The following is a 26,355-nucleotide window of genomic DNA, read 5'->3' as shown; positions in this document are numbered from 1 at the left end:
CACGTCGCAGTTCGAGATTCGATCGTGACTCAGCCGATGACAGACTGGATGCATGCGCAGAGATGGACCGTGGCTTCGGGCAGCCCAGGGTGCTGGCCTCCTCTCACCGAGCGGAGAGCTGCAGGGCACCGTCTTCGGGGAGATGAGCGAACTCGCGCGGACCACCGGGTCCGTGAATCTCGGCCAGGGGTTCCCCGACTACTCGGGTCCGCAGGAGCTGCTGGACGAGGCGATCGACGCGATCTCCCGTGGCGAGAACCAGTATCCGCCGCCCAGGGGCACCGCAGATCTGCGCGCTGCCATCGCCGAGCACCAGCTCCGCTTCCGAGGGGTCTCGCTCGACCCTGACCGCGAAGTGCTGGTCACCGTCGGCGCCACCGAAGCGCTGGCGGCAACGGTGCTCGGCCTCGTCGAGCCCGGTGAGGACATCGTCGTCCTCGAACCGCACTACGACGCCTACGGCGCCCTCGCGCACCTCGCCGACGCCCGACTGGTGACCGTGCCCCTCCGGTGGCCCGAGTTCCAGCCAGACCACGACGAGCTCAGGCGAGCCGTCACCGACCGAACCAGACTGATCGTCGTCAACACCCCGCACAACCCCACGGGCGCGGTTCTCCGCCGCGAGACACTGCAGCTCATCGTCGAGCTCGCGGCTCGCCACGACGCGATCATCGTCACCGACGAGGTGTACGAGCACCTCGTCTTCGATGGCGAGCACGTCGCCATCGCGAGCCTGCCCGGCGCCGCCTCGCGGACGCTGAGCATCGGGTCCGGAGGCAAGACCTTCAGCGTGACCGGGTGGAAGGTGGGCTGGGTGACGGGCCCCGCGACGCTCATCGAGGCGGTCCTTGCCGTCAAGCAGTACCTCAGCTACGTGGGCAGTGGGCCATTCCAGCCCGCGATCGCCGTCGGCCTTCGGCTTCCGGCCGCGCGCTTCGACCAGGATCGCGACCGCTTGCGAGCCAAGCGGGACCTGCTCGTCACCGCCCTGCGCAGCCGGGGCCTGGAGACTGCGACCCCTTCGGCTGGCTACTTCGCCATCGCCGATGCGGCGAGCATCGGCTACACGGATGCCACGGAGCTGTGCCGTCGACTCCCCCGCGAGATCGGGGTCGTCGGCATCCCTGTGGCCGCCCTGTGCACACCCGAGCGGCAGGGAGACTACCGCTCACTGGTGCGCTTCGCGTTCTGCAAGAGCGACGCAGTCCTCGAGGAGGGCATGCGCCGCCTCGACCGGCTCGGCGAACTCAGCCGGTAGAAGCTCAGTCGATCGGCAGCACTCGGTATCGCCGCAGCTCGAGCGCCGGGTTCTGCTCCCGCACCGCATCGATCACGTCGAGCGAGACCCAACCGATGGAGACGCCCGGGTCGACACCCGCACCGGCGAGGGTCGCTCCGCGCGGATCGACGACGGCACTGTGCCCCACGCCGATCGGCGCGGGGTGGTCGGCCGCCGCGAAGTACACGGTGTTCTCGATCGCCCGCGCAGCGAGCAGCGTCTTCCAGTGGTGCTCCTTCAGCGGGCCGCGCACCCATTCGGCGGGGATGGCGATGAGCTGCGCGCCCGCATCCACGAGTGTCCTCGTCACCTCGGGGAAGCGCAGGTCGTAGCAGGTCTGCAGGCCGACCCGAACGCCTCCGACGACAAACGTCTGCGGCGCCGAGAGCTCACCTGGGACCACCCAGTCGCTCTCCTTCGCGCCGAACGCGTCGTACAGGTGCACCTTGCGGTACTGGGCGACGACCTCGCCGTTCGAATCAACCGCGACGAGCGTGTTGGCGAACCGGCCCGGATCCTCGGACTCGGCGACGAGACCGGCGACGATGGCGACGCCATGCTGCACGGCGAGCGATCGCATCCGAGAGACGAACGCCCCGTCCAGACTCTGGGCCTGGCGCACGAGCTCCTCCCCGAGGTCCGGGAGGAAGAAGCTCGCGTACTCGGGCACCACGACGAGCCGCGCGCCCCGACCCGCGGCGATGGCGACGTGCTCGCGCAGCAGCCGCTCGTTCTCGGCAGGGTCCGCGCCTGGCGCATACTGCGCGACAGCAACGCCGAGCATCGGACGCTGCTGGCCACCGTCAGGGGATCCGAGGGGTGCTTCAAGGGGGGTGCGAGCGTCGGAAGACATGACGCGAGCCTACGGTGAGCTGCACCGGTCGGGAAGTCTTCACCAACGTGTCACCCGCGACGCACCGGCCCCGGCTTGTCTGCGCGCACCGTCACGAGTACCTTCATTCTGCGAGCGGTGTGCTCGCTGTCACGAGGAGTCGCCCCATGCCTACCTACGCCGTGCTCTTGAAATACGAGGTCGTCTCGGCGCTCGTCATCGAAGCCGAATCCGAAGACGAAGCCGCGAAGATCGCCAACGAGTACGAATCCGAGGCTCACGACGCCGTCGAGGACACCGACGACGTCCGCGTCTCCTCGCGCCTGTGGGGCGACGGCACCCTCGAGGTGCAGACCGCCGCAGACGACGAGGCCGCTGAAGACCTGCTCGACGAGTGGATCGACGAGATCGAGAGCGAACTCGAAGACGCCGACGACGAAGACGACGACCTCGACGAGGTCGAGGCCGAGCTCGACCCTGAAGGTGACGACGAGGTCGACGACTTCGACATCACCACGGACGACGAGGACTCCGCAGCGAAGAAGGCCTAGCCTCAGCTGCACGGACGAGGGGCCGGATGCATCGCATCCGGCCCCTCGTCTGTCTCCCGAAGGTCCTGCTGGCCTCCCGGCCGTCGCACCTGTGACCAACATCAGTGCGATATCCGGCCGATTGGCCCGAAAACGCAGCGTCCGCCCCGATATCGCACTGAAGTTGGACAGCGATCCTGCGCTACACGCGTGCGATCGCCTGGATGTCCTCCTCGAACTCGCGCTCGACATCGGAGGAGACGGTGGTGCGCGTCGACGCGATGGAGGCGAGGAAGTCGTCCGTGGTCGGCCCGAGGGGCACGACATCCCCCGAGTTGCGGGCCGCGACGGCGCGTTCGAGGGCGACCTGCGAGGCGCGGCGAGCGGCGAACTCGATGTCAGCCGGCGAGTACCCGCTCGTCTGCTCGACCAGCGCAGGCACGTCGACGGAGTCGCTCACCGACTCGGGCACGTACCGCTCCCAGATCGCCCGACGCGCTGCGGCGTCCGGCAGCCCGATGGGGATGACGTAGTCGAAGCGCCCGTGGCGCAGGAAGGCCTGGTCGAGGGCTCGGATGAAGTTCGTCGCGCAGATGAGGAGACGACCCGGCTTCTCGCGGAATGCGGGGATGATCTTGAGGAGCTCGTTCGTGACGCCCTGCGTCGGCGACGGCGGCTCTCCTCCTCGGTGCGAGGCGATCTCCTCGACCTCGTCGATGAAGACGACGGCGTGCTCGAGCGACTCGACCTGCTCGAACGTCTCGCGCAGCTCGCCGGCGAGGCCCCGGGGTGACGCGGAGAGTCTGGACGGGAAGACCTCGACGAACGGCCACCCGAGGCGGGAGGCGATGCCCTTCGCGAAGGTCGTCTTGCCCGTGCCGGGAGGGCCGAAGAGCACGATGGCGCGTGGTGGCACAACCCCGTACTCCTCGGCGAGGTCAGGGTCGCTGAGGGGCAGCACGAGGCGACGCTCGAGCACGTCCTTCTCGTGCTGCATTCCGCCGATCGCATCCCAGCGGTCGGGTGGCAGGATGCGTCCGCCGAGCTCGCGAAGCGCGACCATCTCCTGCTGCTTGACTCGGATCTCCCGCTCGAAGTAGCGCAGGTGCCGCTTGTCTGCGAAGCCGGCCTTCGTGAGCGCGCCGACCTGGGTCTGCTCGTCCGGCACGAGGATCGTGAGCTTCTGCAGGCCGTGCTGGGCCATCCGCTGCTCGAGGGATGCGAGCAGCGCGCCGCCGATGCCGCGCCTGCGCCACTCGTCGTCGGTCGCGAAGAACACGATCCAGCCCTGGTCGTGGGCTGCTCGCGCCACGGCGACGCCGACGATCTTCTCCCCTGCGACCGCGACGACGGCGGTGTCCTTTCGGGTCGACGCGATGACCTCGCTGAGCCCGTACACCGGCTCGGTCCCCGAGCTTCGATGCTGCTCCCAGAGCCGGAGCAGCGCGTCCATGTCGGTCGGCTGGAAGTCGCGAATGCGCCAGGTGCTCATCCTCGTGCCCCCGCATGCACTCCCGCGAGCGCGGTGAGCGCGCGGCTGTTGGCGTCCGGTGAGCCGATGGTGATGCGGATGCCTTCGCCTGCGAATGCCCTGGCGAGGACGCCGGCTTCGGTGAGGGCGGCGTCGATGCGTGTGGTGTCGTCGCCGAGTCTGAGCCAGACGAAGTTGGCCTGGGAGTCTCCGATGTTCCACCCCTGGGCTCGGAGCTCCGAGGTGACGCGGTCGCGTTCGGCGACGATGTCGTCGATGCGGATGGCGAGCTCGGCTTCGGCGTCGAGCGACGCGGAGGCGGCGGTCTGGGCGAGGGCGGAGACGGCGAAGGGGACGGCGACCTTGCGGAGGTTGGCTGCGACGTCGGCCTGGGCGACGGCGTAGCCGATGCGGAGGCCGGCGAGGCCGTAGGCCTTGGAGAAGGTGTGGAGCACGGCGACGTTGGGGTACTCGCGGTAGAGGTCGATGCCGATGGCGGTCTCGGCGTCTCTGTTGAAGTGCTCGTAGGCCTCGTCGATGACCACGAGCACGTCGCTCGGGACGCGGTCGAGGAAGGACCGCACCTCGGCGTGGGTGAGGCTCGCGCCCGTCGGGTTGTTGGGGTTGCAGACGAAGATGATGGCGGTGCGCTCGGTGATGGCGTCTGCCATGGCGTCGAGGTCGTGGCGTTCGTCGTGCGTGAGCGGCACCTGCACGGGCGTCGCGCCTGCTCCGATCGCGATGATGGGGTAGGCCTCGAAGCTGCGCCAGGCGAACATCACCTCGTCGCCCTCTCCTGCGCTGGCTTGCACGAGCTGCGTCGCCACTTCGACGGACCCGGCTCCGAGGACGATGTTCTCCGGCGCGACGCCCTGCAGCTTCGCGATGCGCGTGGTCAGCTCTGGGGCGGCCATCGAGGGGTAGAGGTGGATGTGCTCGAGTTCGGCGGCGACCGCGTCGCGGACTGAGGCGAGGGGCGGGAAGGGGTTCTCGTTGGAGGAGAGCTTCACGACGTCGCTGGTGCTGGGCATGGCGCCCTGCTTGTACGCGGGGATGCGCTCGAGGGCGCTGCGCTGCTTGACCATGCTCTGAGCGTACAGAGAATCCGAAGCTCGGAGCGCGCGTCGTGGGTTCCCGCGTCGTAGCGTTGAGTCATGTGCGGTCGCTACGTCACCCCAGCAGTTGAGCACGTCGAGGCGCTCTTCGACATCGAGGCGCTCGGCGCTGACCTGCCGGAGCCGTCGTACAACACTCCTCCGACGGATCCGGTGCCTGTTGTCGTCGAGCCGGAGCCGAAGGGCGGCGGGGATGCGGTGCGCCGCGTCGAGCGCGCCAGGTGGGGGTTGCTCCCTCCGTTCACGAAGGATCCGAGCTTCTCGTCGAAGGCGTTCAACGCGCGGATCGAGACGGTGCTGGAGAAGCCGACGTTCCGCGGCCCGGTGAAGCAGCGGCGTGCGATCGTGCCGGCGGTCGGCTACTACGAGTGGCGGAAGACGGCGGATGGCACGAAGGCCGGTTCGAAGACGCCGTTCTTCATCCATCCGGAGCGGAGCGATGACCTGATCGCGTTTGCTGGCCTGTACTCGTGGTGGGCTGACCCGACGAAACCCGGCGACGACCCGTCCCGCTGGGTGCTCTCGACGACGATCCTGACGCGAGGGTCGACGGGCGAGCTCGCGAGCATCCACGACCGCATGCCCCTCATGCTGCCGCGGGTGCTGTGGGACGAGTGGCTGGACCAGTCGGTGGTCGGCTCGCAGGGGCTGCTCGACGAGGCGAGCCAGGCGGGCGTGGAGCTGGCCTCGACACTCGTGATGCACGAGGTGGGCCCGGAGGTGGGCCGGGTCGCGAGCTCGGGGCCGCAGCTCATGGCCCCGGTGTCGTCCCAGGGCTAGTCGGACCCGCGGCTCCGCGGGCCTGCGGGCCGCTGCGCTTGCGCGGGGAGCCGCGCGCGGGTCACGCCCTCGACTCGCGCGCCGCTCGTCGGGCCGTCGATGCCGAGAGGTGCGTGCGCACTGCGGCCGCGGCGGCGACGGGGTCGTTGAGGCGGATCGCGTCGGCAACGGCCCGATGCTCGGCCAGCACGGCGGCCGAGTCCGCGGCGTTGCGCTCTCTGTCGGAGATGCGCGCGGGCGGCAGGATGATGGCGCGAGCGCCCATGCGGTCGAGGGCCGTGAGGAAGTAGCGGTTGCCGGATGCTGCGGCGATCGCGCGGTGGAACGCGAAGTCTGCATCGACCGTCTCGCTCGGCAGGGTGGCCTGCGCGAGGGAGTCGAGGGCTGCGTCGATCTCGGCGATCTCCTGGGGTGACGGGGAACGCGCCGCGAGCGCGGCGGCCTCGACCTCGACGGCGATGCGGAACGCGTGCAGCTCGGCGCGCTCAGCCTCGGTGTGCGCCCCGAGCCAGTCGTCACCCGCCGTGGGCACGGGAGGGGTGAGCGCGTAGCTTCCGGAGCCGACGCGCGTGCGAACGAGGCCGCGCGACTGCAGGCGGTGCAGCGCCTCACGCACGACCGTCCTGCTCGCCCCGAACTCCTCGACGAGGCCGCCCTCGCTCGGCAGGCGGTCACCGGGGGCGATGACTCCTTCGACGATGCGGTCGGCCAGGACCCTGGCGATCTCCTCGGCGCGCGTCATGCTCATGGAGACATCGTGCCATCCCTGAGGGTCCGAGCCGCGACATGGCGGCCGCGGTGAGGGTTGCATCGTGCGTCACGTCCTCCCGAGCGAGTCCCTTGTCGACGCGGCTTCCCCTGGTGACAGGCGCAGGATGGGAATGGCGAAGAGGCCCGCCCGCGCTCCGTCTTGCCTGCGGCTCGCGTCCTGCACCCGGAATCGCACTCCGTTCGCGGCGATCGCGGCAGGGCTGGTCCCGTCGACCGCCTTCGCGGCCGTGCTCCGGACGCCGAGGGCTGACACCGTCACCGTGATCTCGTGGCGACCCGCGGACAGCCTCCCGAGCTGGACAGAGTACGGGGCGCGCCAGACGTCCCCTGCGAGGACGCCATCGACCTCGACCCGCGCTGCGGCGCCAACGGGCGGGGTGGCCGGCAGCGCAAAGGAGTTCTCTCGACGTTCGGGGCTCTCCTCGGGGACGACGCCCTCACCGAAGTCGAGGGCGGCGTGGGCGCTCGCTTCGATCTCGACCTGCGTCGTGTACACGAGCCGTTCAGCCTGCGGGGCGATGCCTGGATCGTCCTCCCAGACGTGGGGGAAGGACACCGGACGCTGGCCGCCCTCCACGCTCACCGACCAGCCCTCTCCGAGCGGTCGGCTCTGCCCATCCACTCCACTGTCGAGGTCCTGCCCCAGCCCTTGCTCACCGGCCCAGCCCGGCGTCTGGGCGACCAGGACCCCCTCATACGAGCCGAGGCGGACCACGGCACGACCGTCCTGAGCTGCCAGGCGCATCTTTCCCGACACGCTGTCCCACACCGTGAGCGTGCTGCAGCCGTGCGCCTCGAGTGCAACCTCGGCAGCAGCCTCCCCGGTATTGACGACCAGCGAGACCCGCGCCCCGTCAAGCTGCCGAGTCGTCACGCCGACCGTCGCTCGCTCGCTCGTGGCGAGGGGCGGGACCAGGTCGGCCAACGCGGCGCGAATCTCCGCCTCACGCGCCTCACCGGCGGATGCCGACAACCGCACGACCCGCAGGCCCGCCGCCGCAAGCTGTGCACCAGCGACCGCGGAGAGCGTGCACCCAGCTGGCACAAGCAGCACCTCGAAGCGCTCCGTGCCCCCGGCCGCGAGCAGCGCGTCGTCGACGAGGTCGTAGTCCAGACCCGTTGTGCGCACAGCGGAGACGAACCCGTCATCCACGAACCGACGCGTCTGTCGCCAGAGGTCGAACGGTCGCTCACCATCGGCGCTCGCCAGGAGCTCTGCGACCGGGTGGTAGACGGCGACCTGAGCGATCCTCGTCCCCAGCTGGAGGACCGCGCTGGCCCGGGCCAACCCCGAGAAGAGCTCGCCTGCGACCGACCACCACGGGTTCCTCGCATCCAGCGCTCCTGATGCGTAGAAGACGGGCTGCCCGTCCCCAAGCGCCGCCCCGAGCGGCCACCCGTGACCGACAAGCAGGTTGACGCCGCTGAGCAGGTGCTCGTAGGCCTCGCCGAGGAGGTCCGCTGGCCCCGCGCGGAACGACGGCGAATGCACCCAGGTCCACGTCTCTGACGAGACCAACGACTGGCCGAAGGCCCCGGCCGCGGACACCGCCCAGGAGTTCTTCGTCCAGCGTCGCCACCCCCAGCCCTCGCCCTCGATGAGGTCGACCAGGCGGAAGCTGCTGGGGAGCATCGGCGGCTCGCCGTAGGCCTGCGCGCGGAACAGGATGCCGTGATCGTGCGACCAGTCCCGGAACATCGCCAGGAAGCGCTCTTCGAACAGCTCCCTGAGCGTCGTCATGAAATCGATGCGCAGACGAGCAGTGCCCTCGACCTCGACCTCGAGCATCCACAGCGAAGCCAGCAGCTCATAGCCGCGACGGGCGAGGAACTGCTCAGGCAGGTCCTCGGTCCAGTCGGCTTCGTACACCTCGAAGCTGTCGCAGAAGCCGGCATGCACGCGGGACGCGCCGACCGCGGTCAGCAAGGGCGTCGCCACCGCGTCGAGGTGCACCTTCGCTGCGTGCGCGGAGTAGTGGTCGAGCACCAGCCCCTCGCCGCCGCGCGGTGCGCGCTTCACGTTCTGCCCGGTGAGGCGCGACACGGCCACCAGAAGCACCCGAGGGCCGTTGCCCAGCGCCGGCACGTGGATGCGCTCCCCGAGCTCCGCGCGATGCCACGCGCCGGGGCGCTCTTGGATCGAACCGGCGCCGACATACGCGGCGACGACGCGGTCGCCGTCGAGCGGTGGGGTGAATGCGACCTCGATCGCCCCGGGAGCAAGCTCGACGCGCTCCCAGCGCAGGCCCCGAGCTGCCGTCATCGTGTCGATGTGCGGCCCACCGAACGGCCACCCCGCACCGAGCGTGAGATCGAAGCGCAGGCCACGCCGTTCAGCCCCGCGCGCCGCATAGCCGACCAGCGACAGGAACTCCGGGGAGCCGAAGCTCGGGCCGCCCTCGTCGACCGGGTAGACGAAGGCGACCTCCACTCCCCCGATCCCGGCGGCCCGCATGGCGTCGAGGTCGGCGTCGATGGCCGCTTCGCTCACGTGCGTCGAGAACCACCACCAGCGCATGAGCGGCGCCGCGTGAGCGCTGTCCCCCTGCAGCACTCGGACGACCTCTCGCATGGTGTCGCTCATCCCTGCACCCGCACAGGCGCGGCATCCACAGCGGCGTCCTGCGCAGCCGCGGCGTCCGCTTCCTCCTGGTCGATGACCGTCGTCCGCTGACGGGAGAAGACGACGAAGGCCAGCACGACGGCGACGAGGCAGGAGCCAGTCAGGAAGCCGAACAGCGCACCGGGACCGGTGGCGAGCACGACCGGGGTGACCAGCACGAGTGCAGACGAGCCGAACCGTGCGATCGCGATGATCGCGCCCTGAGCCGACGACCGCAGCAGGGTCGGGAAGGACTCCTGGGTCCAGATCTTCATGATGCCCTCACCCGCGAACACCGTGCCGATGAGCCACAGGAACATCATGACGTTCAGCGTTCCCTCGGTCACGCCGAGGAACAGCGGGACGCACATCGCCGTGATCGTGCAGATGGCACCACCCACGAACCACGTCATGCGCCAGCGCGTCCCCACGACTCGCATGAAGAGGAGGACGAGGATCGCCCCGAGGAACATCGTGATGAGCTTGACCGTCGAGTAGACCTGGACAGAGGAGCCCGCGACCTCGGTGTACATGTACGCGCCGTACTGCCCCACCGTGTTCGAGCCGAGATTCATGAGCGTGTAGAAGATGGCGAGCACGATGAAGTACTTGGCGAATGGCGCCTTGAGGAGCGTCTTGAGCGTCGTCCAGCCGAGCGCAGCATCCGAACGACTCGTGGCGCCGGCCTTCTCAGCCTCACGCTGCTCGAGCCAGAGCGTCGACTCGGGCACCGCGAAGCGTGCGACGAGCGTCAGGAGCGTGACGACGAGGATGTGCCCGAACAGGATCTGGGCGCCAAGCTGCCCCATGCTGCCGACGATGGTCGCGATTCCGAGCGCAACCATGCTGCCGATCTTCCAGAGGAAGTGGGTGAAGCCGATCATGCTGCTGCGCAGCCCGGCTTTGGCCATCTCCGAGATCGTGGCGAGGGACACCGGCAGGTCGGCACCTGCGCCGAGCCCCACCAGGATCATGCCGGCGAGGAGCCCGGGGAAGACCTCGACGAACACCAGCATGGCTGAGCCTGCCGCGATCATCACCATGGTCGCGATGAAGACCGACTTGCGCCCGAGCAGATCGCCGAGCCGCCCGCCGAAGAGCGCCCCGATGGCCACAGAGAAGGTGAGCGCCGAGGACAGCACGCCGATCATCTCCGGGGTGAGCGCCAGCGTGTCCTTCAGCAGGACAAGCGCCGTTCCACTCGAGGTCATGGCGGCTGCGTCGATGTAGGACGCCATTCCCGAGATCAGTGCGATCCACCACATCTTGCGGGTGGACATTGGTTTTGTGGACATGTTCGAGGACCTCTCTGTCAGTATCGCCGACGGCATCGTCGGCGAGCGCACGGCTCACGCCGCGCAGTCGAACTCTTCGCCCCCGCGGCATGTGCGGTGGAGGCTGGTTGCGCTCAGACGGACAGCGTGACGCTGTCGGTCGTCCAGGCCCGCGCCTGCTCGCTGAACGTGAACCCGAGCCCCGGACGGTTCGGCACGATCATCCGGCCGCCTCGCGTCTCGAGTCGTTCCTCGAAGAGCGGGTCGAGCCAGTCGAAGTGCTCGACCCACGGCTCGCGGGGGTAGCAGGCGGCCAGGTGCAGGTGGATCTCCATCGCGAAGTGCGGGGCGAGGTCGAGGCCCGCCTCGTCGGCGAGGGTCATGAGCCGGAGGAAGTTCGTGATCCCGCCGATGCGGGGCGCGTCCGGCTGGATGATGTCGCACGCGCGGGCGGTGATGAGCTGACGGTGCTCGGCCACGGAGGCGAGCATCTCGCCCGTCGCGATCGGGGTGTCGAGCGCACGCGCCAGTTCCGCATGCCCCTCCGCGTCGGAGGCGTCGAGCGGCTCCTCGATCCACGTGAGGTCGAGGTCCTCGAGGCGGCGGCCCATGCGCAGGGCCGTCGCGCGGTCCCACTGCTGGTTCGCATCCACCATGAGCGGAACGCTCGCCCCGATGTGGTCGCGCACCGCGCGGACGCGGCGCAGGTCCTCGGCCGTATCAGGGAGGCCGACCTTGATCTTGATGCCGCCGATGCCCGCTGCGAGTGACTGCGTCGCGCGCTCGCGCACCTCGTCGAGCGACGCGTGGAGGAACCCGCCTGACGTGTTGTAGGTGCGCACCGAGTCGCGGTGCGCGCCGAGCAGCTTCGAGAGCGGCAGGCCGGCGCGCTTGGCCTTCAGGTCGTAGAGCGCGATGTCCAACGCCGCGAGCGCCTGGGTGGCGACGCCAGAGCGTCCGACGGAGGCGCCGGCCCAGAGCAGCTTGGTGTACAGCTTCTGGATGTCGTTCGGGTCTTCGCCGAGCGCGACTTCGGCGACCTCCCGTGCATGGGCGTACTGGGCGGCGCCGCCTGCACGCTTCGAGTAGCTGAACCCGTGGCCGGAGAAGCCCTGCTCTGTGTGGATCTCGGCGATGAGGAAGACGACCTCGGTCATGGGCTTCTGCCTGCCCGTGAAGACCTTCGCGTCGGAGATGGGGGTGGCGAGCGGGAGGCGGAGCGTCGAGAGCCCTATCGAGCGGATGGAGTCTGCCGAGGGGATCGAGTCTGGGGTGTGAGTCATGTGCCTTCGTCCTTGAGGGTGACGTTCTGCAGAAAAGCTATCAGACAGATTTAGAACCTGTCTAGCTGCAGCACACCCTCACCCTCTGACTGAGACTTGCGGTTGCCACTGTCGGTGGTGCGATTTACGCTTGATCCACGTTCGAATACAGATTCGAATCAACGAAGGAGGGAACCATGCCAACCGTCATCGACGACACCATCGATGTCGCCGTCAGCCCAGACGGGCAGCCGGTCTCCTTCGTGTGGCAGCGCTTCCTCTACACCGTCACAGGCCAGCCCCAGGCCTACTTCCGCAGGCTCCCGCCGTGGTGGCACGGAGGCTCATCCCCCGAGCGCATCGACCAGGAGCTGTGGCGCGTCACCGCGGTCCGCGACAGCGCACACGAGCAGCACGCACAGCACGACGGACACCTCTACGACCTCTGCCGTGCCTCCGGCGGCTGGCTCCTGGCGCTGAGCTGGGAATGAGCACGCGATGAGCTTCCCCCACCTGCACGTCTCGTCCGGCTTCAGCGCGCACTATGCGGTCTCCCCTCCCGAGGTGCTCGCGCAGGCAGCCGTCGAGCGGGGCCTCGACACGATCGCCCTCACCGACCGCGACGGCATCTCCGGCGCGGTCAAGCACCTCCTCGCCTGCAGAGACGCGAAGCTGCGGGCCGTGCTCGGCAGCGAGCTCGCCGTGCACGACGAACGGGGCGAGCCCCTCGGGCGGGTTGTCGTGCTCGCGACGGGTGGAGACGGCGGCTCCGGCTATGCGGCACTGTGCCGGGCCGTGTCTGCAGCGCACGAGACCACCGCGAGCGCCCCAACGGGGGTGCATGAGCCGAGCATCCCGCTCGCCCGCCTGGCCAAGCTCGCCGAGGACGAGGAGGGGGCCACTCGCCTGACGGTGCTGCTCGGCCCCAGCAGCGACGTCGGCACGGCCGCTTCCGTGGCACAGCTGGGACTGGCGCGGGAGCGACTGCGAACCTGGGTGCACGCGCTCCCCCACTCCTCGCTGGTCGTTGAGGTCGTGTGCCACCTCGCCGAACCAGGCACTCCCGGTTCGGTCACAGCGGCGACACGGATGCTCGGTCTCGCCACGGAGTCCAGGCTGCGGGCGGTGCTCACGAACGCGGTCCGCTACGCCTCCCCCGAGGAAGCGGCGACGGTCGACATCGCAGACGCCGTCCGTGCTCGGCGAGCGCTCGACGAGATCGAGCTCGCCCCCACCGCGCAGGCGTGGCTCAAGCCAGCGAGCCTCATGCGGCAGGTCGCGCGCATGGTCGCGGACGCGGGCGGGCACGACGCCTCCGCCGCCGACGACCTCATGGCGCAGACGAGAGCGCTCGCCGAAGCCTGCATCATCGATCTCGAGCGGGATGCGGGGATCGGCACCCCGCGCATGCCGGAGGTCACGCGCTTCGGCATCGACGGCGACCCGTTCGAGGTGCTGCGGGCGAAGGCCGAAGCCGCGATCCCCGCCCGCTACCCCGGCGCATCCAGTGCCCACGAGCGCGAGCTGCACGATCGCCTCGCCCATGAGCTGAAGACCGTGCGGAAGCTGGGCTTCGCCCCCTACTTCCTCACCGTCTCGCACGTCGTCGAGCTCATCAAGGAGATGGGGGTCCGTGTGCAGGCCAGGGGGTCAGGGGTCGGCTCGCTCCTCAACTACCTCCTGTACACGAGCCACGTCGAACCCGTCTCCCTGGGGCTCATCTGGGAGCGCTTCCTCTCCGACGAGCGACGCACGCTGCCAGACATCGACCTCGACGTGGAGAGCGCAGAACGCCACCGCGTCTACCACCGCATCTTCGACGAGTTCGGCGGCGAGCGGGTCACGCTCATGTCGATGGTGAACACGTACGGCTCGAGGGGGGCCGTGCGCGACGCCGGGCTCGCGCTCGGGCTCGCCGACGGGGAGGTCGACCGCATCGCCAAGGAGCTGTGGCGCTTCTCCGCGAAGCGCTTCCGGCAGGCCCTCGCCGAGAAACCCGAGCTTCGGGAGTTCGCCGAAGAGGTGCGCCGCTCACGTCAGCTCGACGTGCTCGTCGAGGCGACGGAGCGGCTCGACTCCCTGCCGAGACACATCTCCGTGCACCCGTGCGGCGTCATCCTCTCCGACATCTCCCTCCTCGACCGCACGCCAGTGCAGATGTCAGGCATCGGCCTGCCCATGAGCCAGTTCGACAAGCACGACATGGACCCGATGGGCCTCATCAAGCTCGACATCCTCGGCGTGCGCATGCAGAGCGCCATGGCCCACGCCGTGAAGGAGCTCAAGCGCACCCGCGGTGAGGAGCTCGACCTCGACGCGCTGCCCCTCGACGACGAAGCGACCTACGAGACCATCCGCTCGACCAAGACGCTCGGCATCTTCCAGGTCGAGAGCCCGGGGCAGATGGAACTCGTCGGGAAGCTGCAGCCCGAGGTGTTCAACGACCTCGTCATCGACATCTCCCTGTTCCGCCCCGGCCCCATGCAGAACAACATGCCCCTCAACTTCCTCAGGGCACGCCACGGCGAGGTGATGCCCGACTACATCCACCCGAGGCTCAAGCCCATCCTGCTCGAGACGAAGGGCGTCGTCATCTTCCACGAGCAGGTGATGCGCATCTTCGACGAGCTCACCGGCTGCGGGCTCGAACTGGCCGACGTGTACCGACGCTGGCTCGCGAAGCCAGACCTCGTCCCGCGCATCGAGCAGCTGGTGCGCGGCAAAGCCGCCGAGCGCGGGTTCCCGCCCGAGATCATCGAACGGTCGTGGAAGGTCCTCGCCGGCTTCGGCAGCTTCGGCTTCGCGAAGGCCCACGGTGCCGCGTTCGCTCTGCCCACCTTCCAGAGCGCGTGGCTCAAGACCCACCGCGCCGCGCATTTCTGGGCGGGCCTCCTCACCCACGACCCCGGCATGTGGGGCAAGGACCTGATCATCGCCGAAGCAAGGCACCTCGGCATCCCGCTGCTGCCGATCGACGTGCAGCGATCCGGCCTCGAGTACACGGTCGAGCCGCTCCCGGATGGGCGTGACGGGGTGCGCATGTCCCTCGCGGATGTGCGCGGCATGTCCTCGGCGGAACGCGAGAGGGTCGCCGAACACCAGCCGTTCGACTCACTCGCCGACTTCCGCGCACGGGTGCGGCCCCGTCGCAACACATTGGACTCCCTCGCCAGGGTCGGAGCACTCGACGCCTTCATCGACTACGAGCCGCGCAGGCGGCACGAGCTGCTCGCGTTCATCCGCTCGCTCACCAGCAGCCCGACACGCGTGCCGGAGCACCAGCAGGCGTTCGCGTTCGCGCTGCCTGTCCCCCAGCTGCGGGGAGTGAGCACCATGGACCTGCACGGCAAGACGCAGACCGATCTCGAGCTGCAGGAGCTCGGCCTCGGCGTGAGCCGTCACCAGATGGAGCGCTTCTTCCCGCTGTTCCGACAGCTCGGTGTCGTGCCGGCGAGCACGCTCATCGACCTGCCTGGCGGCACGGAGGTGCTCATCGCCGGGGTTCGCCGTGCGACGAACACGCCGCCGATGCGCGGGGGCCGCCGCACGGTGTTCGTCTCCCTCGACGACAGCACCGGCCTCTCGCAGACCGTGTTCTTCCACGACGCGCAGGAGCGGGCTGGCAATCGCGTGTTCCGCACGCACTACATGCTCGTGCGAGGCACGACACGCAGATCAGGGGCAAGGGGGATCTCCATCACCGGCGACATGGCATGGGACCTCCTGGAGGTCGCGCAGCTCATGGCGGCGTCGCACCCCGCGAGCACAGGCGGTGCACAGCGGACGCGTGGCGGCGACTCCGCTCAGACCAGATCGAGCGCCGTGGTCCTCGAGTCGTCGGAGCGGGAGACCTCCGTGAGGCCGAGGCGCCTCGCGAGCGCGTAGGACGCCTCGTTCTCGAGGTCCATCACCGCGAGCACCCGCTTCACTCCGACATAGTCGCGCAGGTACTCGACGAGCGCATCCGCAGCCTCCGTGGCGAAGCCGTGACCGCCGAATCCCGGATGCATGATCCACCCGAGCTCAGCGGACCGGTGCTCAGGCTCGACCTCCCGCAGGTGCACGGAGACGTCGCCGACGAGCTGACCGTCATGCTCGACTGCTAGTGCCATGAAGTCCCCCGACTGCCACAGCCGCGTCTGCGTGGTGCGCCGGCTCAGATGCTCCGTCGCCTCCGCGAGATCGCGCTGCTTCCAATGCAGGTAGCGGACCACGTCGGCGTTCGACACGATCTCGTGCCAGGCCGCCGCGTCGCGGACGGTGTGGGGACGGAGCACAAGGCGTTCCGTGAAGAGCTGGGGCGCGTCGAACGGACGCTCGGTGCGGGGGCCGCGCAGGAACCGGGGACGGTGGAAGAGCCCACCCTGCAGGTCCTTCTTGACCCCCGGCGTGCGGCTCCCGAGGTCGGGCTGCTGGATTCGCTGGAGTGTCATGCGTCGCAGGTTACGAACTCCCTCCATGCCCTCGGTAAGAGAAGATTTGAGCTTCCTATGAGGACGGGCCCGCAGACCACCCGCGGGGCCCGCTCATGACACGATGATCCAATGCCCGATTCTGCTTCCGCTGACCCGATCATCGAGCCCGGGCGCCGTCGGGCGGTCCTCGCCCAGCTCCCCCGTCTCCACCGGCCGGACGGCACCCCCATCCGCGTGCTGCTTGTCGACGACGAAGAGACGCTCACGAACCTCGTCAGCCTGGCCCTCTCCTACGAGGGATGGCAGGTCGACGTGGCCAGCAACGGTCGCGACGCGCTCGCGAAGTTCACGGCGGAACGGCCCGACGTCGTCGTGCTCGACATCATGCTTCCCGACATCGACGGCCTCAGCATTCTCAGGAACCTCCGAGGTCAGGGACACGCCACGCCCGTCCTCTTCCTCACCGCGAAGGACTCGATCGACGACCGCATCATCGGGCTCACCGCGGGCGGCGACGACTACATGACCAAGCCCTTCAGCCTTGAGGAGCTTGTCGCCAGGCTCCGCGGACTCATCCAACGAGCGGGCGAGGCGGTCGCGGACGACGCCTCGCAGCTCCGGGTCGGCGACCTCTTCCTCGACGAGAGCAGCTACGAGGTTCGTCGAGGCAACGACCCGATCGCCCTCACCACCACCGAGTTCGAGCTGCTGCGCTACTTCATGCGCAACCCCAAGCGCGTGCTGAGTCGCGCCCAGATCCTCGACCGCGTCTGGAACTACGACTTCGCCGGCAAGGCCAGCATCGTCGACCTCTACGTGTCCTACCTGCGCAAGAAGATCGACGCCGGGCGCACGCCGATGATCCACACGGTCCGCGGCGTCGGCTACGTGATCAGGCCAGCCGAATGAGGCCGTGGACGCTCCGGGCGCGCATCATCGTCGGCGTCACCCTCGTGGTCGCCTTCGTCATGAGCGTCATCGGCATCATGAACGTCGTCACCCTCAACTCGGCGATCACGAGCGTCGTGAACACGCAGCTCGCCGCCTCCATGTCGGTGCTCGAGAACTCCGTCGACAAGTACCGGGACGACATCCCCGGCACCCACCCGCACCCGCCGAAGAACGGCGAGACGAGCGCCCCGAAGGTCAAGCCGCTCATCAACTTCGTCGGACACGCGCCTGGCACGATCATCGCTCTCGCGCACAACGGCGAGATCATCGACTCGGCGTCCTTCAGCGAGACGTCGGCGGTCGAGTGCGACCAGACCATCAAGAACGAGCTCGCAGCCCTCGCACAGTCGGACGGCTTCGCGGCCCAGCATTCGCTGCTGGAGACCATCAAGCTCGATGACGTCGCCGGCGACTTCCGCGTCATGATCCACGAGTGGGAGGGGGACCCCAGCTACGCCCTCATCTCGGCGGTCTCCCTCGACACCGCCCGAGAGGCGACCCTCAACCAGACCGTGCTCACCCTCGTGCTCTCCTCGCTGGGCATCGGCCTCATCGTGCTCCTCGTCGCCCTGGTCATGCGCGTCGCCATGCGTCCCCTCTCCAGGGTCGTCAACGCCGCCGAGAACGTGGCGCAGATGCCCCTCGCCTCAGGCGAGGTGGGACTCCGCCAAGCCGTGAAGCTCAACGACATCGACCCGAGGACCGAAGTGGGCAAGGTCAGCGAGGCACTCGACAAGCTCCTCGCGCACGTCGACGAGGCCTTCGCGGTTCGGTCTGCGGCAGACCAGCGGATGCGCCGCTTCGTCACCGACGCCAGCCACGAGCTGCGCACCCCGCTCGCCGCGATCCAGGGTTACGCAGAGCTCACCAGGCAGGACTCCGCGTCACTGCCGGACACCACGGAACGCTCCCTCGCGCGCATCGAGTCGGAGGCGACCCGAATGAGCTCTCTGGTCAACGACCTCCTCCTGCTCGCGCGCCTCGACGAGGGCCAGGACCTCCAGTTCGACACCGTCGACCTCTCGGAACTCGTCATCAACGCCGTCAGCGACGCGCAGGCGAGCGACGCCGACCGCCATTGGAGCGCCACCGTGCCCCCGAGCGAGGTCTCCGTCCTCGGCGACTGGGAGCGCCTGCATCAGATCGTCGTGAACCTCCTCTCCAATGCCAGCCAGCACACCCCGCAGGGCACCCACGTCAACGTCTCCGTCCGCTACGAGCTCGCGACGGCATCCGCGACCGGGCGTGAAGCCGTCCTGGTGGTTCGCGACGACGGCCCCGGCATCCCAGCGACCCTGCGTCAGGACCTCTTCTCGCGGTTCGCACGCGGCGACTCGGCCAGGACGCGTGCCTCTGGCAGCACCGGGCTCGGGCTCGCGATCGTGAAGTCCATCGTCGAGGCGCACGGCGGGCACATCGCCGTCGAGTCGGATGACGGCGCGGCCTTCATCGTGCGCATCCCCGCCGCCAAGGCCTGGGACTAGCGCACCGCGCGCGCCTCCTGCCCCGGCGCCTCCGCGTCGGCGAGGGGAGGCTTCGGTGGGTAGGCGAGCGTCACCATGACCACCGAGATGATCATGAGCAGGAACCACGAGAGCAGCTTCGTGATCGACACCAGCTCCCAGCCGTGCTCCTGGTTCGGGTACACCCACGCCCCCGCGAGCGTGCCGATGTTCTCTGCGAACCAGATGAAGAGCGCGACGAGCAGGAACGCGACGAGCAGCGGCATGCGGAGCGTCCTGCGGAACACGCGGAAGTGCATCCACGTGCGACCCCACAGCACCGCCACGAAGAGCAGCAGCACGTAGCGGAAGTCGTAGGCGTAGTGGTGCGTGAAGAAGTTCACGTAGATCAAGATCGCGGCGATGACGGTCAGCCAGATGCGCGGGTACCTCGAGAAGCGGAGGTCGAAGAGGCGATGGACGCGGCACATGTACGAGCCGACTGCGGCGTACATGAAGCCCGTGTAGAGCGGCACGGGGCCGATGTGCAGCACTCCCCCTGACGCGTAGCTCCACGATCCGACGCTCGTCTTGAAGAGCTCCATGCCGGTGCCGACGATGTGGAACGCGAGGATCACGAGCAGCTCGCGCCCCGTCTCGAGCCGCGCGGCGATCATGACGACCTGGATGACGACGGCGCCGATGACGAGCGCGTCGTTCCGAGCGAGCAGGGCGTCGTCCGGGTACCAGAGCCTCGCCGCGAGGATCATGACGAGCATGAGCGCGCCGAAGATGCACGCCCACGCCTGCTTCAGGCCGAACACCAGGAACTCCACCAGGGCGGCTCTGAAGCCGTGTGACGGGGAGTTCTCGAGGAGACGCCCGGCGGCGACGTCGATGCGCCGCTCGAGGCTCGTGAATCTGGCCACCTGGCACCGCCGCTTTCCTACCGCGCCAACGATCGGCGCACGTCGAATGGCCGAGACTAGCGGCATCAGGCCGCGAACCGGCTGAGGCGGGCCACGACACCCGCGCACTTCGAGGTCCGCCCAGCGCCCCGGGGACGGATGGTGGGCGGCGGCAAGCGGGAACGCGAAAGGCCCGCTTCCTCGAGAGGAAACGGGCCTTGTGCCGCAGTTCATACTTGCTCTTTCGAGCAACCCAACTTGTGCGGCTTTGGTTGCGGGGGCAGGATTTGAACCTACGACCTCCGGGTTATGAGCCCGGCGAGCTACCGAACTGCTCCACCCCGCGGCACAAGAGAAAACATTACACGCGGTCCTCACGTCGTGCAACTCGGGGTGCTCCTCCCCCGGAAAACACGGCGTGTCGGGGGTGCGACGGGGCCAGTGCCACGGCCCAGAGCGGGCCGAGAAGCCGCCCGAAGGATGCGAAATCGTCGAAAATCGCTTCACCCGGCCCGGTGGGCACCGTATCCCGGGCGCGTCGCGCCTCCGTGACAATCGCGGGTGCACCCGCAGACCTGGGCCTCGTGCAGCCGCCGCCCGCTCAGCAGGTGCACACGCCCCACCTCGGCTGCGGAATCCTGAGCCGGGGCGGGGCGTGGGCGCGCCGCACGAATGAGACGCAGGCGCAGACGCCGACGGGCGCCGTCCTCAGTGAGGACGACGCCCGTCGGCGTGTGGAGCTCGGCTGCCTACGTGGTCGGCGTCGGCTCCGGCGAATCGCTCGGCGCGCCCGAGGTGCCCGAGATCTGACCGTCGGCCTCGCGGGCGCGGTTCAGCGCGTCCGTGAGTCGCTTGTCAGCCTCGGCCGCGGCAACGAGGTCGTTGTTCGCGTAGGCCGCCGTGCGGTCCTCGAGTGCCTGCTCAGCGTCGGCCAGGGCCGTCGAGAGCTGCTCCTGCGGAGTGCCCGTTCCCCCGCCAGCCGGCGGAGTCGTCGCAGTCGGAGCCGGCGTCCCAGCGGTGTCGTCCGGGACGGAGTCGACGGGCAGATCGTCGTCGGAGACCTCCACGCCGCCGTCGCCCGCGTCCGCACCGGCGTCACCGCCGAAGAGCTCGTCGAGCGCCTCGTCGAGCGTCGGCTGGAACGCGATCTTGTCGCCGAACGCGACGAGCACGCGCCTGAGCAGCGGGTAGCTGGTCTCACCGGTCGACTCGACGTAGACGGGCTGCACGTACAGGAAGCCCTCGCCGACGGGCACGGTCAGCAGGTTGCCTCGCAGCACCTGCGTCTGGCCGCCTCGCTCGAGCAGGTTCAGCTGGTTGGCGACCGTCTCGTTCGAGTTGAAGATGTTTTGCACCTGACCCGGACCGTTGACGTTGTCGTTCTCGACCCGGAGGAGCGTGATGCGTCCGTAGGTGTCAGCGACCGTGCCGTCTGTCGAGCCCGCGTTGGAGTTCGCCGCCAGGTACCCCCTCAGCACGTTCCTCGACTGCGCGTTCGCGTTCGTCAGCGGAATATACGTGGAGTAGATCGAGAACGCCGATTCCTGACCCGGGAGCTGCATCGTCAGGTAGTACGGCGGCTGCGATGCTTCGCCACCGGTCGGGTTCTGCGGCAGCTGCCACGCGTTCGTCTGGTTGTAGAACGTGCTCGCGTCGGTCACGTGGTACCGGGCGAACATCTCGCGCTGCACCTTGAACATGTCCGTGGGGTAGCGGATGTGGCTCAGCAGGTCGCCCGACATCTCCGACACGTTCTTGAGCGTCGACGGGAAGACCTTCTGCCACGTCTGCAGGATCGGGTCCGTCTCGTCGAACGCGTAGAGCGTCACGCTGCCGTCGTATGCGTCGACGGTCGCCTTCACCGAGTTGCGCATGTAGTTGATGACCTCGGGCGGCAACGAGGAAGCCGGCGTGTCGGCGTCCTCGAGCAGGTTCTGCAGGCCGGCGAGCTCGGAGTACGGGTACTTGTTGCTCGTGGTGTAGCCGTCGACGATCCAGGTGAGGCGTCCGTCCACGACCGAGGGGTACGGGTCGGAGTCGATCGTCAGGTACGGGGCAGCTGCCTGCACTCGCTCAGCCGGGTCGCGGTCGTAGAGGATCTGCGACTCGTCGTTGACGTACTCCGACAGCAGGATCTGCTCCGACTGGAACTTGATCGCGTAGACGAGACGGTTGAAGAGGTTGCCGAGATCGGGACCGCCGTCTCCCGTGAACGTGTTGTACGTCTGGGTTGCGCCGTCCTCGCCCGACACGTGGTCGAACTCAGCTGGCTCGGACCCCTCTGGGGCACCGACGATGGAGTACTCGGGCGAGGTCTCGCCGAAGTACACGCGGGGCTCGAACTCGCCGAGCGCGCCCTCGCTCGGCATGCCGCCCTCGATGAAGAGGGGCTGGCCGTCCGGGCCGCGCTGGTTGCCGAAGGCCGTGACGAGCCCGTAGCCGTGCGTGTAGACGATGGTGTTGTTGACCCATGACTGGGCGTCGGCGCCGAGGCCCGCGATGTTGATGTCTCGGACGGAGCCGACCGCGTCCTGAACCTGGCCGTCGATCTCGTAGCGGTCGACGTCGAGCCTCTCCGGGAACTGGTAGTAGGCGCGCTCCTGCTCGAACTGCGCGAACGTCGGCGAGACGAGCGACGGGTCGAGGATGCGGATGTTCGCCGTGGTGTCGGCGTCGTCACGCAGCTGCCCCTGGCTGACCGTCGTCTCGGCCGCGTAGTTGACCTCTTCGATCTTGTCGAGGCCGTAGGCGGCGCGGGTCGCGTCGATGTTGTTCTGGATGTACGGGGTCTCGAGCGCCTGCTCGCTCGGTCCGACCTGGAACTGCTGCACGATCCACGGGTAGACCATGCCGACGACGAGTCCGACGATGACGAGCAGCGCGGTCCCGACGAGCGGCAGACGCCAGCGGCCGATGGCGGCCGCGATGAAGAAGAGCACAGCGACGACGATCGCGGCTCCGGCGAGGATGCCCTGGCCGGGGATCGTCGCGTTCGCCTCGGTGTAGAGCACACCGGTCCAGCGGCCGGAGAGCGTGTTGAGCGCCGCGTAGCGGTCGAGCCAGAAGCTCACTGCCTGGACGAGCATGTAGAGGCCAGCGAGGATCGCGATGTGCGTTCGCGCGCTCTTCGAGATGACGACCTCGCGACCGGTCACGCGGATGCCGCCGTACAGGTACAGCGTCGCGGCGGTGAGGATGAGGGAGAGCAGCACGACGGCGCTCACGAAGGCGACCACACCGCGGTACAGCGGAAGCTGGAAGACGTAGAACGAGACGTCGAGGTTGAAGACCGGATCGGTCTCGCCGAACGGCGTCGAGTTCATCCACATGAGCACGGTCTGCCAGGAGGCGATGAGCGCCACACCGGCGAAGAGGCCGAAGATGGCGGGCACGAACACCATGGCCCCGCGACGGATGGGCTCGATGACCTGCTGATAGCGGTCGAGCTGCTCGTTGAGCTTCGCGTAGACGGGACGCGCGCGGTAGGCGATCTGCAGGTTCACGTACAGGGGTACCGCCATGGCGACGAGTCCGATCGCGAACATGATCGCGCCAGCTCCCCATTCGGTGAGGAGGACCTGGAGGAAGCCGAGCTGGTCGTACCAGAGCACGTCCGCGTATCGGCCGGCGAACCAGAAGAAGACGACGAGAAGCGCCACGACGATCAGCAGTGTGATCGTGAGCGGTCCCATCCGACGTCGGCTGGCGGGTTTCGGACTCTGGGGCTGTTGAGCTGCAGTGCTTGTCACGTCGTACCTGTCATTGCCTGGAAGGGCCGTTTGTTTTCCGAGAAAGGGGAACTAGGAGAGTTTATCTGGCAAGTGCCTGGCAAGACTGAGACACCGCCGCCTCAGGAGCCGAGCACGGACTCGCAGGTGCGCAGCGAGGTCGTGTCGGCGCCTTCGCCGACGGTCTGGATGACCTGCTCGGCCTCCGTGAGCGACGAGACCGCGTACACGGGGATACCGCCGGGGACGCCACCGTCGATGACGTCCTGGCAGTTGTCGGCGGGGGCGAGGAAGAGGTCCGCCCCGACCTCGACGGCCGCGTACAGCTTCTGCGTGATGCCGCCGATGCTGCCGACGGTGCCGTCCGGGGACATGGTGCCGGTGCCGGCGACGTGGAGCCCCTGGGTGAGGTCCCCGTCGACGAGCTTGTCCGACACGGCCAGCGCGAAGATGAGGCCCGCGCTCGGTCCCCCGACGTTGCCGAGCTCGATGCTGACATCGATGGGGAAGTCGTGCTGCGTGGAGACGGTGACGCCCAGCAGCGCTCGCTCCTCCCCCTCGACGACGCCCGCGCGTGGCGTGATCGAGAAGGTCTTGGATTCGCCGCCCCGGTCGACGGCCACGTCCACCGGCTGCAGGTCCTCCAGATTGCCGCCAGAGGCCTCGGCGACAGCCGCTGGGAGCCCCTCGGTCGAGTCGACCGGGATGCCGCTGACGGAGGTGACGAGGTCGCCCGGCTCGAGCATCCCTGCCGCTGCCCCGTCCTCACCCACCGAGACGATCGCGAGCGCCGTCCCCACGTCGTACCCCTCGTTGAGGAGCGCGGCGGCGATCGCATCCGCTTCCGAACCCTGCATCAGCGCAGCGTTCTGCGCGTCGCGCTGCTCGCCGGTCTCGGCATCTGCGTAGTACGCCTCGACGGGAAGCACGTCGTTGGACGGCGTGACGAGGGCGAGGAAGACCTCGAACCAGTTGGGCAGGTTCTCCGGCCTCCCGCCCACGTTGACGGTCATGACATCCAGCTGCCCGCCAGAAGGCTCGAACGTGTCCGCTCCGCCGATCGTGATGACCTCCACCTGCGTGGGGTCCTCCTGCGACGCCTGCACGGTGCCGAGGGCGTCGAAGACGGGCCCTGGCGAGCGCACGACGTACGGGGCCGGGCTGAACCCGAGCGCGACGAGCAGCAGCATGCCGATCGACAGGAACACGAGGCCGATGCGCGCCCTGCGGGTCCCCTCCTCGCTTCGACGACGGTTCGCCTCGTGCGCTCTGGCAAACGCCTCGGACTGCTCGCGCACACGCGCTTCACCCTCTGATGAGGGCTCGGAGAAGAAGGTCACTGCGCTCGTTTCGATGTCCTGCGGCCATTGTTCGCCCGTGGCGCAAGGCACTCGGCGCATACGCAGTCACGGCGACCCTTCCTTCGAGGGGCCACGAGCTAGCGTAGATCCAAGCGCTGGGAGGTGCGGAATGAGTGATGCACAGGGACCGATTCCCGACGACGGATCCGAGGACGAGCTGCGCAAGCTGCTTCGCGAGCTGCTGAGCGGCCAGGGCGGCTTCGACCCTGCGAAGCTGGCCGGTGTCGCGGGGCTCCCGAACGACCCTGCCGCGGTGCAGGCGCTGCTCTCGCAGCTGCAGGCGGCCGTGGCGAACCCCGGGAACGGGCTCGACTGGCAGGTCGCGCGGGACCAGGCGCGCCGGGTGGCGCAGCCCAAGAACCGCGAGATCAGCTCGGAAGAGGCCGCGCGCTTCGACCAGGCGTTCCGCGTGGCGCAGCTGTGGCTGAGCGAGGCGACCGAACTCGGCGAGCTCAGCGAGTCCCCCGCGACGCTGACCAGGCTCGAGTGGATCACGGGGTCGATCCAGTTCTGGACCTCGCTGTCCGAGCCCGTCGCCACGAGCATCGCGGATGCGCTCATGAACGTGCTCACCGAGCAGACTCCGCCCGAGATGGCGCAGCTGCTCGGCCAGTCCTCTTCGATGATGCGCGGCATCGGCGGCGCCATGTTCGCGGTGCAGCTCGGTCAGGTCGTCGGGAACCTCGCAGAGGAGGTCGTCGCCGGAGGTGACATCGGCGTGCCGGTCCTCGACCACAGCCGCCCGTCGCTGCTGCCGCAGAACATCGATGACTTCGCCGAGGGCCTCGACGTCGACCGCGAGCAGGTGGAGCTGTATCTCGCGGTGCGCGAGACCGCCCACGCGCGTCTCTTCCAGCACGCCAAATGGCTCCGCCTGCATCTCATCTCGTCGATCACCGAGTTCGCCAGAGGGGTGAGCATCGACGTGTCCCGCATGGAGGAGCTCGCGCAGACCCTCGACCCGAGCGACCCGGATGGCATCAGGGCCGCGCTCTCGGAAGGCGCGTTCATCCCGCCGCGAACCGAGCAGCAGGAGGCGGCGCTGGCACGGCTCGAGACGATGCTCGCGCTCATCGAGGGTTGGGTCGACGTCGTGACGGAGGATGCGACCGCTCGGCTCCCGAAGTCCGTTGCGCTGGCGGAGACGGTCCGCCGTCGGCGAGCCGTGGGTGGACCGGCGGAGCGCGCGTTCGCCTCGCTCGTCGGTCTTGAGCTCCGTCCCCGTCGACTCCGCGAGGCGGCCGCGATGTGGAGGGCTGTGTCAGAAGCCCATGGCGCGCAGGTTCGCGACGAGCTCTGGGCGCACTTCGACGCCCTCCCCACCAGTGAGGACATCGACCACCCGGAGGCCCTGGTGACGAGGCTCGGCTTCGGTGAGCTCCCGGCCGACGAGTACGACGAGGCGCTCGCGAAGTTCCTCGACGACCCCACGGCCTTCGGCGATGCACCCGAGGGCGGCGACAAGCCCGCCAGCTAGCTGGCCGCGGCCGCGGCCGGGCTCGATCCCCCGGCCGCGCCGCAGCTTCCCTGTGGAGAACTCCTGCGTGGTCCCGCCAGTTCCAGCATGATCTCCGCATGGACCTCCGACTGCCTCCCGGCGTACCGATCGTGTGGCGCTCCCCCACGGCGCTCCA

The 26,355-nt window shown here is 68.7% G+C and carries 19 protein-coding genes and 1 tRNA gene; 8 read left to right on the top strand and 12 right to left on the bottom strand.

Translation table 11 applies throughout. The features are described from left to right. Positions 1-52 precede the first annotated feature (52 nt). A complete protein-coding gene (locus F8O03_RS05040) occupies positions 53-1,258 on the top strand; it encodes an aminotransferase class I/II-fold pyridoxal phosphate-dependent enzyme (RefSeq protein ID WP_151422861.1) in 1,206 nt (401 codons plus the stop codon). Between the two features lie 4 nt (positions 1,259-1,262). Here F8O03_RS05040 and F8O03_RS05035 read toward each other — a convergent pair whose 3' ends face one another. Continuing rightward, complete coding sequence (locus F8O03_RS05035; RefSeq protein ID WP_151423113.1) at positions 1,263-2,063, bottom strand: carbon-nitrogen hydrolase family protein; 801 nt, start codon at positions 2,061-2,063, stop codon at positions 1,263-1,265. A gap of 215 nt (positions 2,064-2,278) precedes the next feature. Between F8O03_RS05035 and F8O03_RS05030 the strand changes: the two genes are divergently transcribed. Then, positions 2,279-2,662: a hypothetical protein gene (locus F8O03_RS05030; protein WP_151422860.1), complete on the top strand. Its 384-nt coding sequence runs from the start codon at positions 2,279-2,281 to the stop codon at positions 2,660-2,662. A 181-nt stretch (positions 2,663-2,843) separates the two neighbouring features. Here the strand turns inward: F8O03_RS05030 and F8O03_RS05025 are convergent, their stop codons facing one another. Together F8O03_RS05025 and hisC are read right to left on the bottom strand one after the other, a co-directional pair. Then, positions 2,844-4,133: an ATP-binding protein gene (locus F8O03_RS05025; protein ID WP_151422859.1), complete on the bottom strand. Its 1,290-nt coding sequence runs from the start codon at positions 4,131-4,133 to the stop codon at positions 2,844-2,846. Continuing rightward, positions 4,130-5,197 carry a histidinol-phosphate transaminase gene (gene hisC, locus F8O03_RS05020; RefSeq protein ID WP_151422858.1) on the bottom strand — a complete coding sequence of 356 codons (1,068 nt, stop codon included), beginning with the start codon at positions 5,195-5,197 and terminating at the stop codon, positions 4,130-4,132. The genes F8O03_RS05025 and hisC overlap by 4 nt, the downstream gene beginning before the upstream one ends. A 69-nt stretch (positions 5,198-5,266) precedes the next feature. On the opposite strand from hisC, the gene F8O03_RS05015 reads away from it, so the two are divergent. Next, on the top strand, positions 5,267-6,007 hold the full coding sequence (locus tag F8O03_RS05015) for an SOS response-associated peptidase (protein ID WP_151422857.1): 741 nt from the start codon (positions 5,267-5,269) through the stop codon (positions 6,005-6,007). A gap of 61 nt (positions 6,008-6,068) precedes the next feature. Here F8O03_RS05015 and F8O03_RS05010 read toward each other — a convergent pair whose 3' ends face one another. The 4 genes from F8O03_RS05010 to F8O03_RS04995 all read right to left on the bottom strand — a co-directional run bounded on the left by F8O03_RS05010 (position 6,069) and on the right by F8O03_RS04995 (position 11,937). After that, a complete protein-coding gene (locus F8O03_RS05010) occupies positions 6,069-6,755 on the bottom strand; it encodes a FadR/GntR family transcriptional regulator (protein WP_167516479.1) in 687 nt (228 codons plus the stop codon). A 69-nt stretch (positions 6,756-6,824) separates the two neighbouring features. Then, the gene (locus F8O03_RS05005; RefSeq protein ID WP_151422855.1) at positions 6,825-9,362 is read right to left on the bottom strand and encodes a glycosyl hydrolase; all 2,538 of its coding nucleotides are present in this window, start codon (positions 9,360-9,362) and stop codon (positions 6,825-6,827) included. Then, positions 9,359-10,675 carry an MFS transporter gene (locus F8O03_RS05000; RefSeq protein ID WP_167516478.1) on the bottom strand — a complete coding sequence of 439 codons (1,317 nt, stop codon included), beginning with the start codon at positions 10,673-10,675 and terminating at the stop codon, positions 9,359-9,361. Before F8O03_RS05000 ends, F8O03_RS05005 begins: the two co-directional genes overlap by 4 nt. A gap of 113 nt (positions 10,676-10,788) precedes the next feature. After that, complete coding sequence (locus tag F8O03_RS04995) at positions 10,789-11,937, bottom strand: L-talarate/galactarate dehydratase (RefSeq protein ID WP_208851790.1); 1,149 nt, start codon at positions 11,935-11,937, stop codon at positions 10,789-10,791. A 176-nt stretch (positions 11,938-12,113) separates the two neighbouring features. On the opposite strand from F8O03_RS04995, the gene F8O03_RS04990 reads away from it, so the two are divergent. Further along, a complete protein-coding gene (locus F8O03_RS04990) occupies positions 12,114-12,407 on the top strand; it encodes a hypothetical protein (protein WP_151422853.1) in 294 nt (97 codons plus the stop codon). Positions 12,408-12,414: 7 nt separating this feature from the next. After that, entirely contained in the window at positions 12,415-15,801 is a 3,387-nt protein-coding gene (gene dnaE, locus F8O03_RS04985) for a DNA polymerase III subunit alpha (RefSeq protein ID WP_151422852.1), read from the top strand. Here dnaE and F8O03_RS04980 read toward each other — a convergent pair. After that, entirely contained in the window at positions 15,720-16,349 is a 630-nt protein-coding gene (locus F8O03_RS04980) for a GNAT family N-acetyltransferase (protein ID WP_151422851.1), read from the bottom strand. The two genes, dnaE and F8O03_RS04980, sit on opposite strands and share 82 nt — an antisense overlap. Positions 16,350-16,460: 111 nt before the next feature. Between F8O03_RS04980 and F8O03_RS04975 the strand changes: the two genes are divergently transcribed. After that, complete coding sequence (locus F8O03_RS04975; RefSeq protein ID WP_151422850.1) at positions 16,461-17,240, top strand: response regulator transcription factor; 780 nt, start codon at positions 16,461-16,463, stop codon at positions 17,238-17,240. Continuing rightward, a complete protein-coding gene (locus tag F8O03_RS04970; RefSeq protein WP_104253612.1) occupies positions 17,237-18,766 on the top strand; it encodes a sensor histidine kinase in 1,530 nt (509 codons plus the stop codon). Before F8O03_RS04975 ends, F8O03_RS04970 begins: the two co-directional genes overlap by 4 nt. Here the strand turns inward: F8O03_RS04970 and F8O03_RS04965 are convergent. From F8O03_RS04965 to F8O03_RS04950, 4 genes are all read right to left on the bottom strand, one after another. Then, positions 18,763-19,653 (bottom strand): DUF817 domain-containing protein, encoded by an 891-nt coding sequence (locus F8O03_RS04965; protein WP_167516477.1) that lies wholly within the window; start codon positions 19,651-19,653, stop codon positions 18,763-18,765. The two genes, F8O03_RS04970 and F8O03_RS04965, sit on opposite strands and share 4 nt — an antisense overlap. Positions 19,654-19,901: 248 nt before the next feature. Next, positions 19,902-19,978, bottom strand: a tRNA-Met gene (locus tag F8O03_RS04960). 403 nt (positions 19,979-20,381) lie between these two features. Next, the gene (locus F8O03_RS04955; RefSeq protein WP_208851789.1) at positions 20,382-23,324 is read right to left on the bottom strand and encodes a UPF0182 family membrane protein; all 2,943 of its coding nucleotides are present in this window, start codon (positions 23,322-23,324) and stop codon (positions 20,382-20,384) included. Positions 23,325-23,482: 158 nt separating this feature from the next. Continuing rightward, complete coding sequence (locus tag F8O03_RS04950) at positions 23,483-24,700, bottom strand: YlbL family protein (protein ID WP_167516476.1); 1,218 nt, start codon at positions 24,698-24,700, stop codon at positions 23,483-23,485. Between the two features lie 130 nt (positions 24,701-24,830). Here F8O03_RS04950 and F8O03_RS04945 point away from each other — a divergent pair, with 130 nt between their 5' ends. Next, the gene (locus tag F8O03_RS04945; RefSeq protein WP_151422847.1) at positions 24,831-26,198 is read left to right on the top strand and encodes a zinc-dependent metalloprotease; all 1,368 of its coding nucleotides are present in this window, start codon (positions 24,831-24,833) and stop codon (positions 26,196-26,198) included. The last annotated feature ends 157 nt before the right edge of the window (positions 26,199-26,355 follow it).

The sequence above is a fragment of the Pseudoclavibacter terrae genome, from assembly GCF_008831075.1.
Lineage (GTDB): Bacteria > Actinomycetota > Actinomycetes > Actinomycetales > Microbacteriaceae > Pseudoclavibacter > Pseudoclavibacter terrae.
This window is presented reverse-complemented; position numbering and strand designations above follow the sequence as displayed.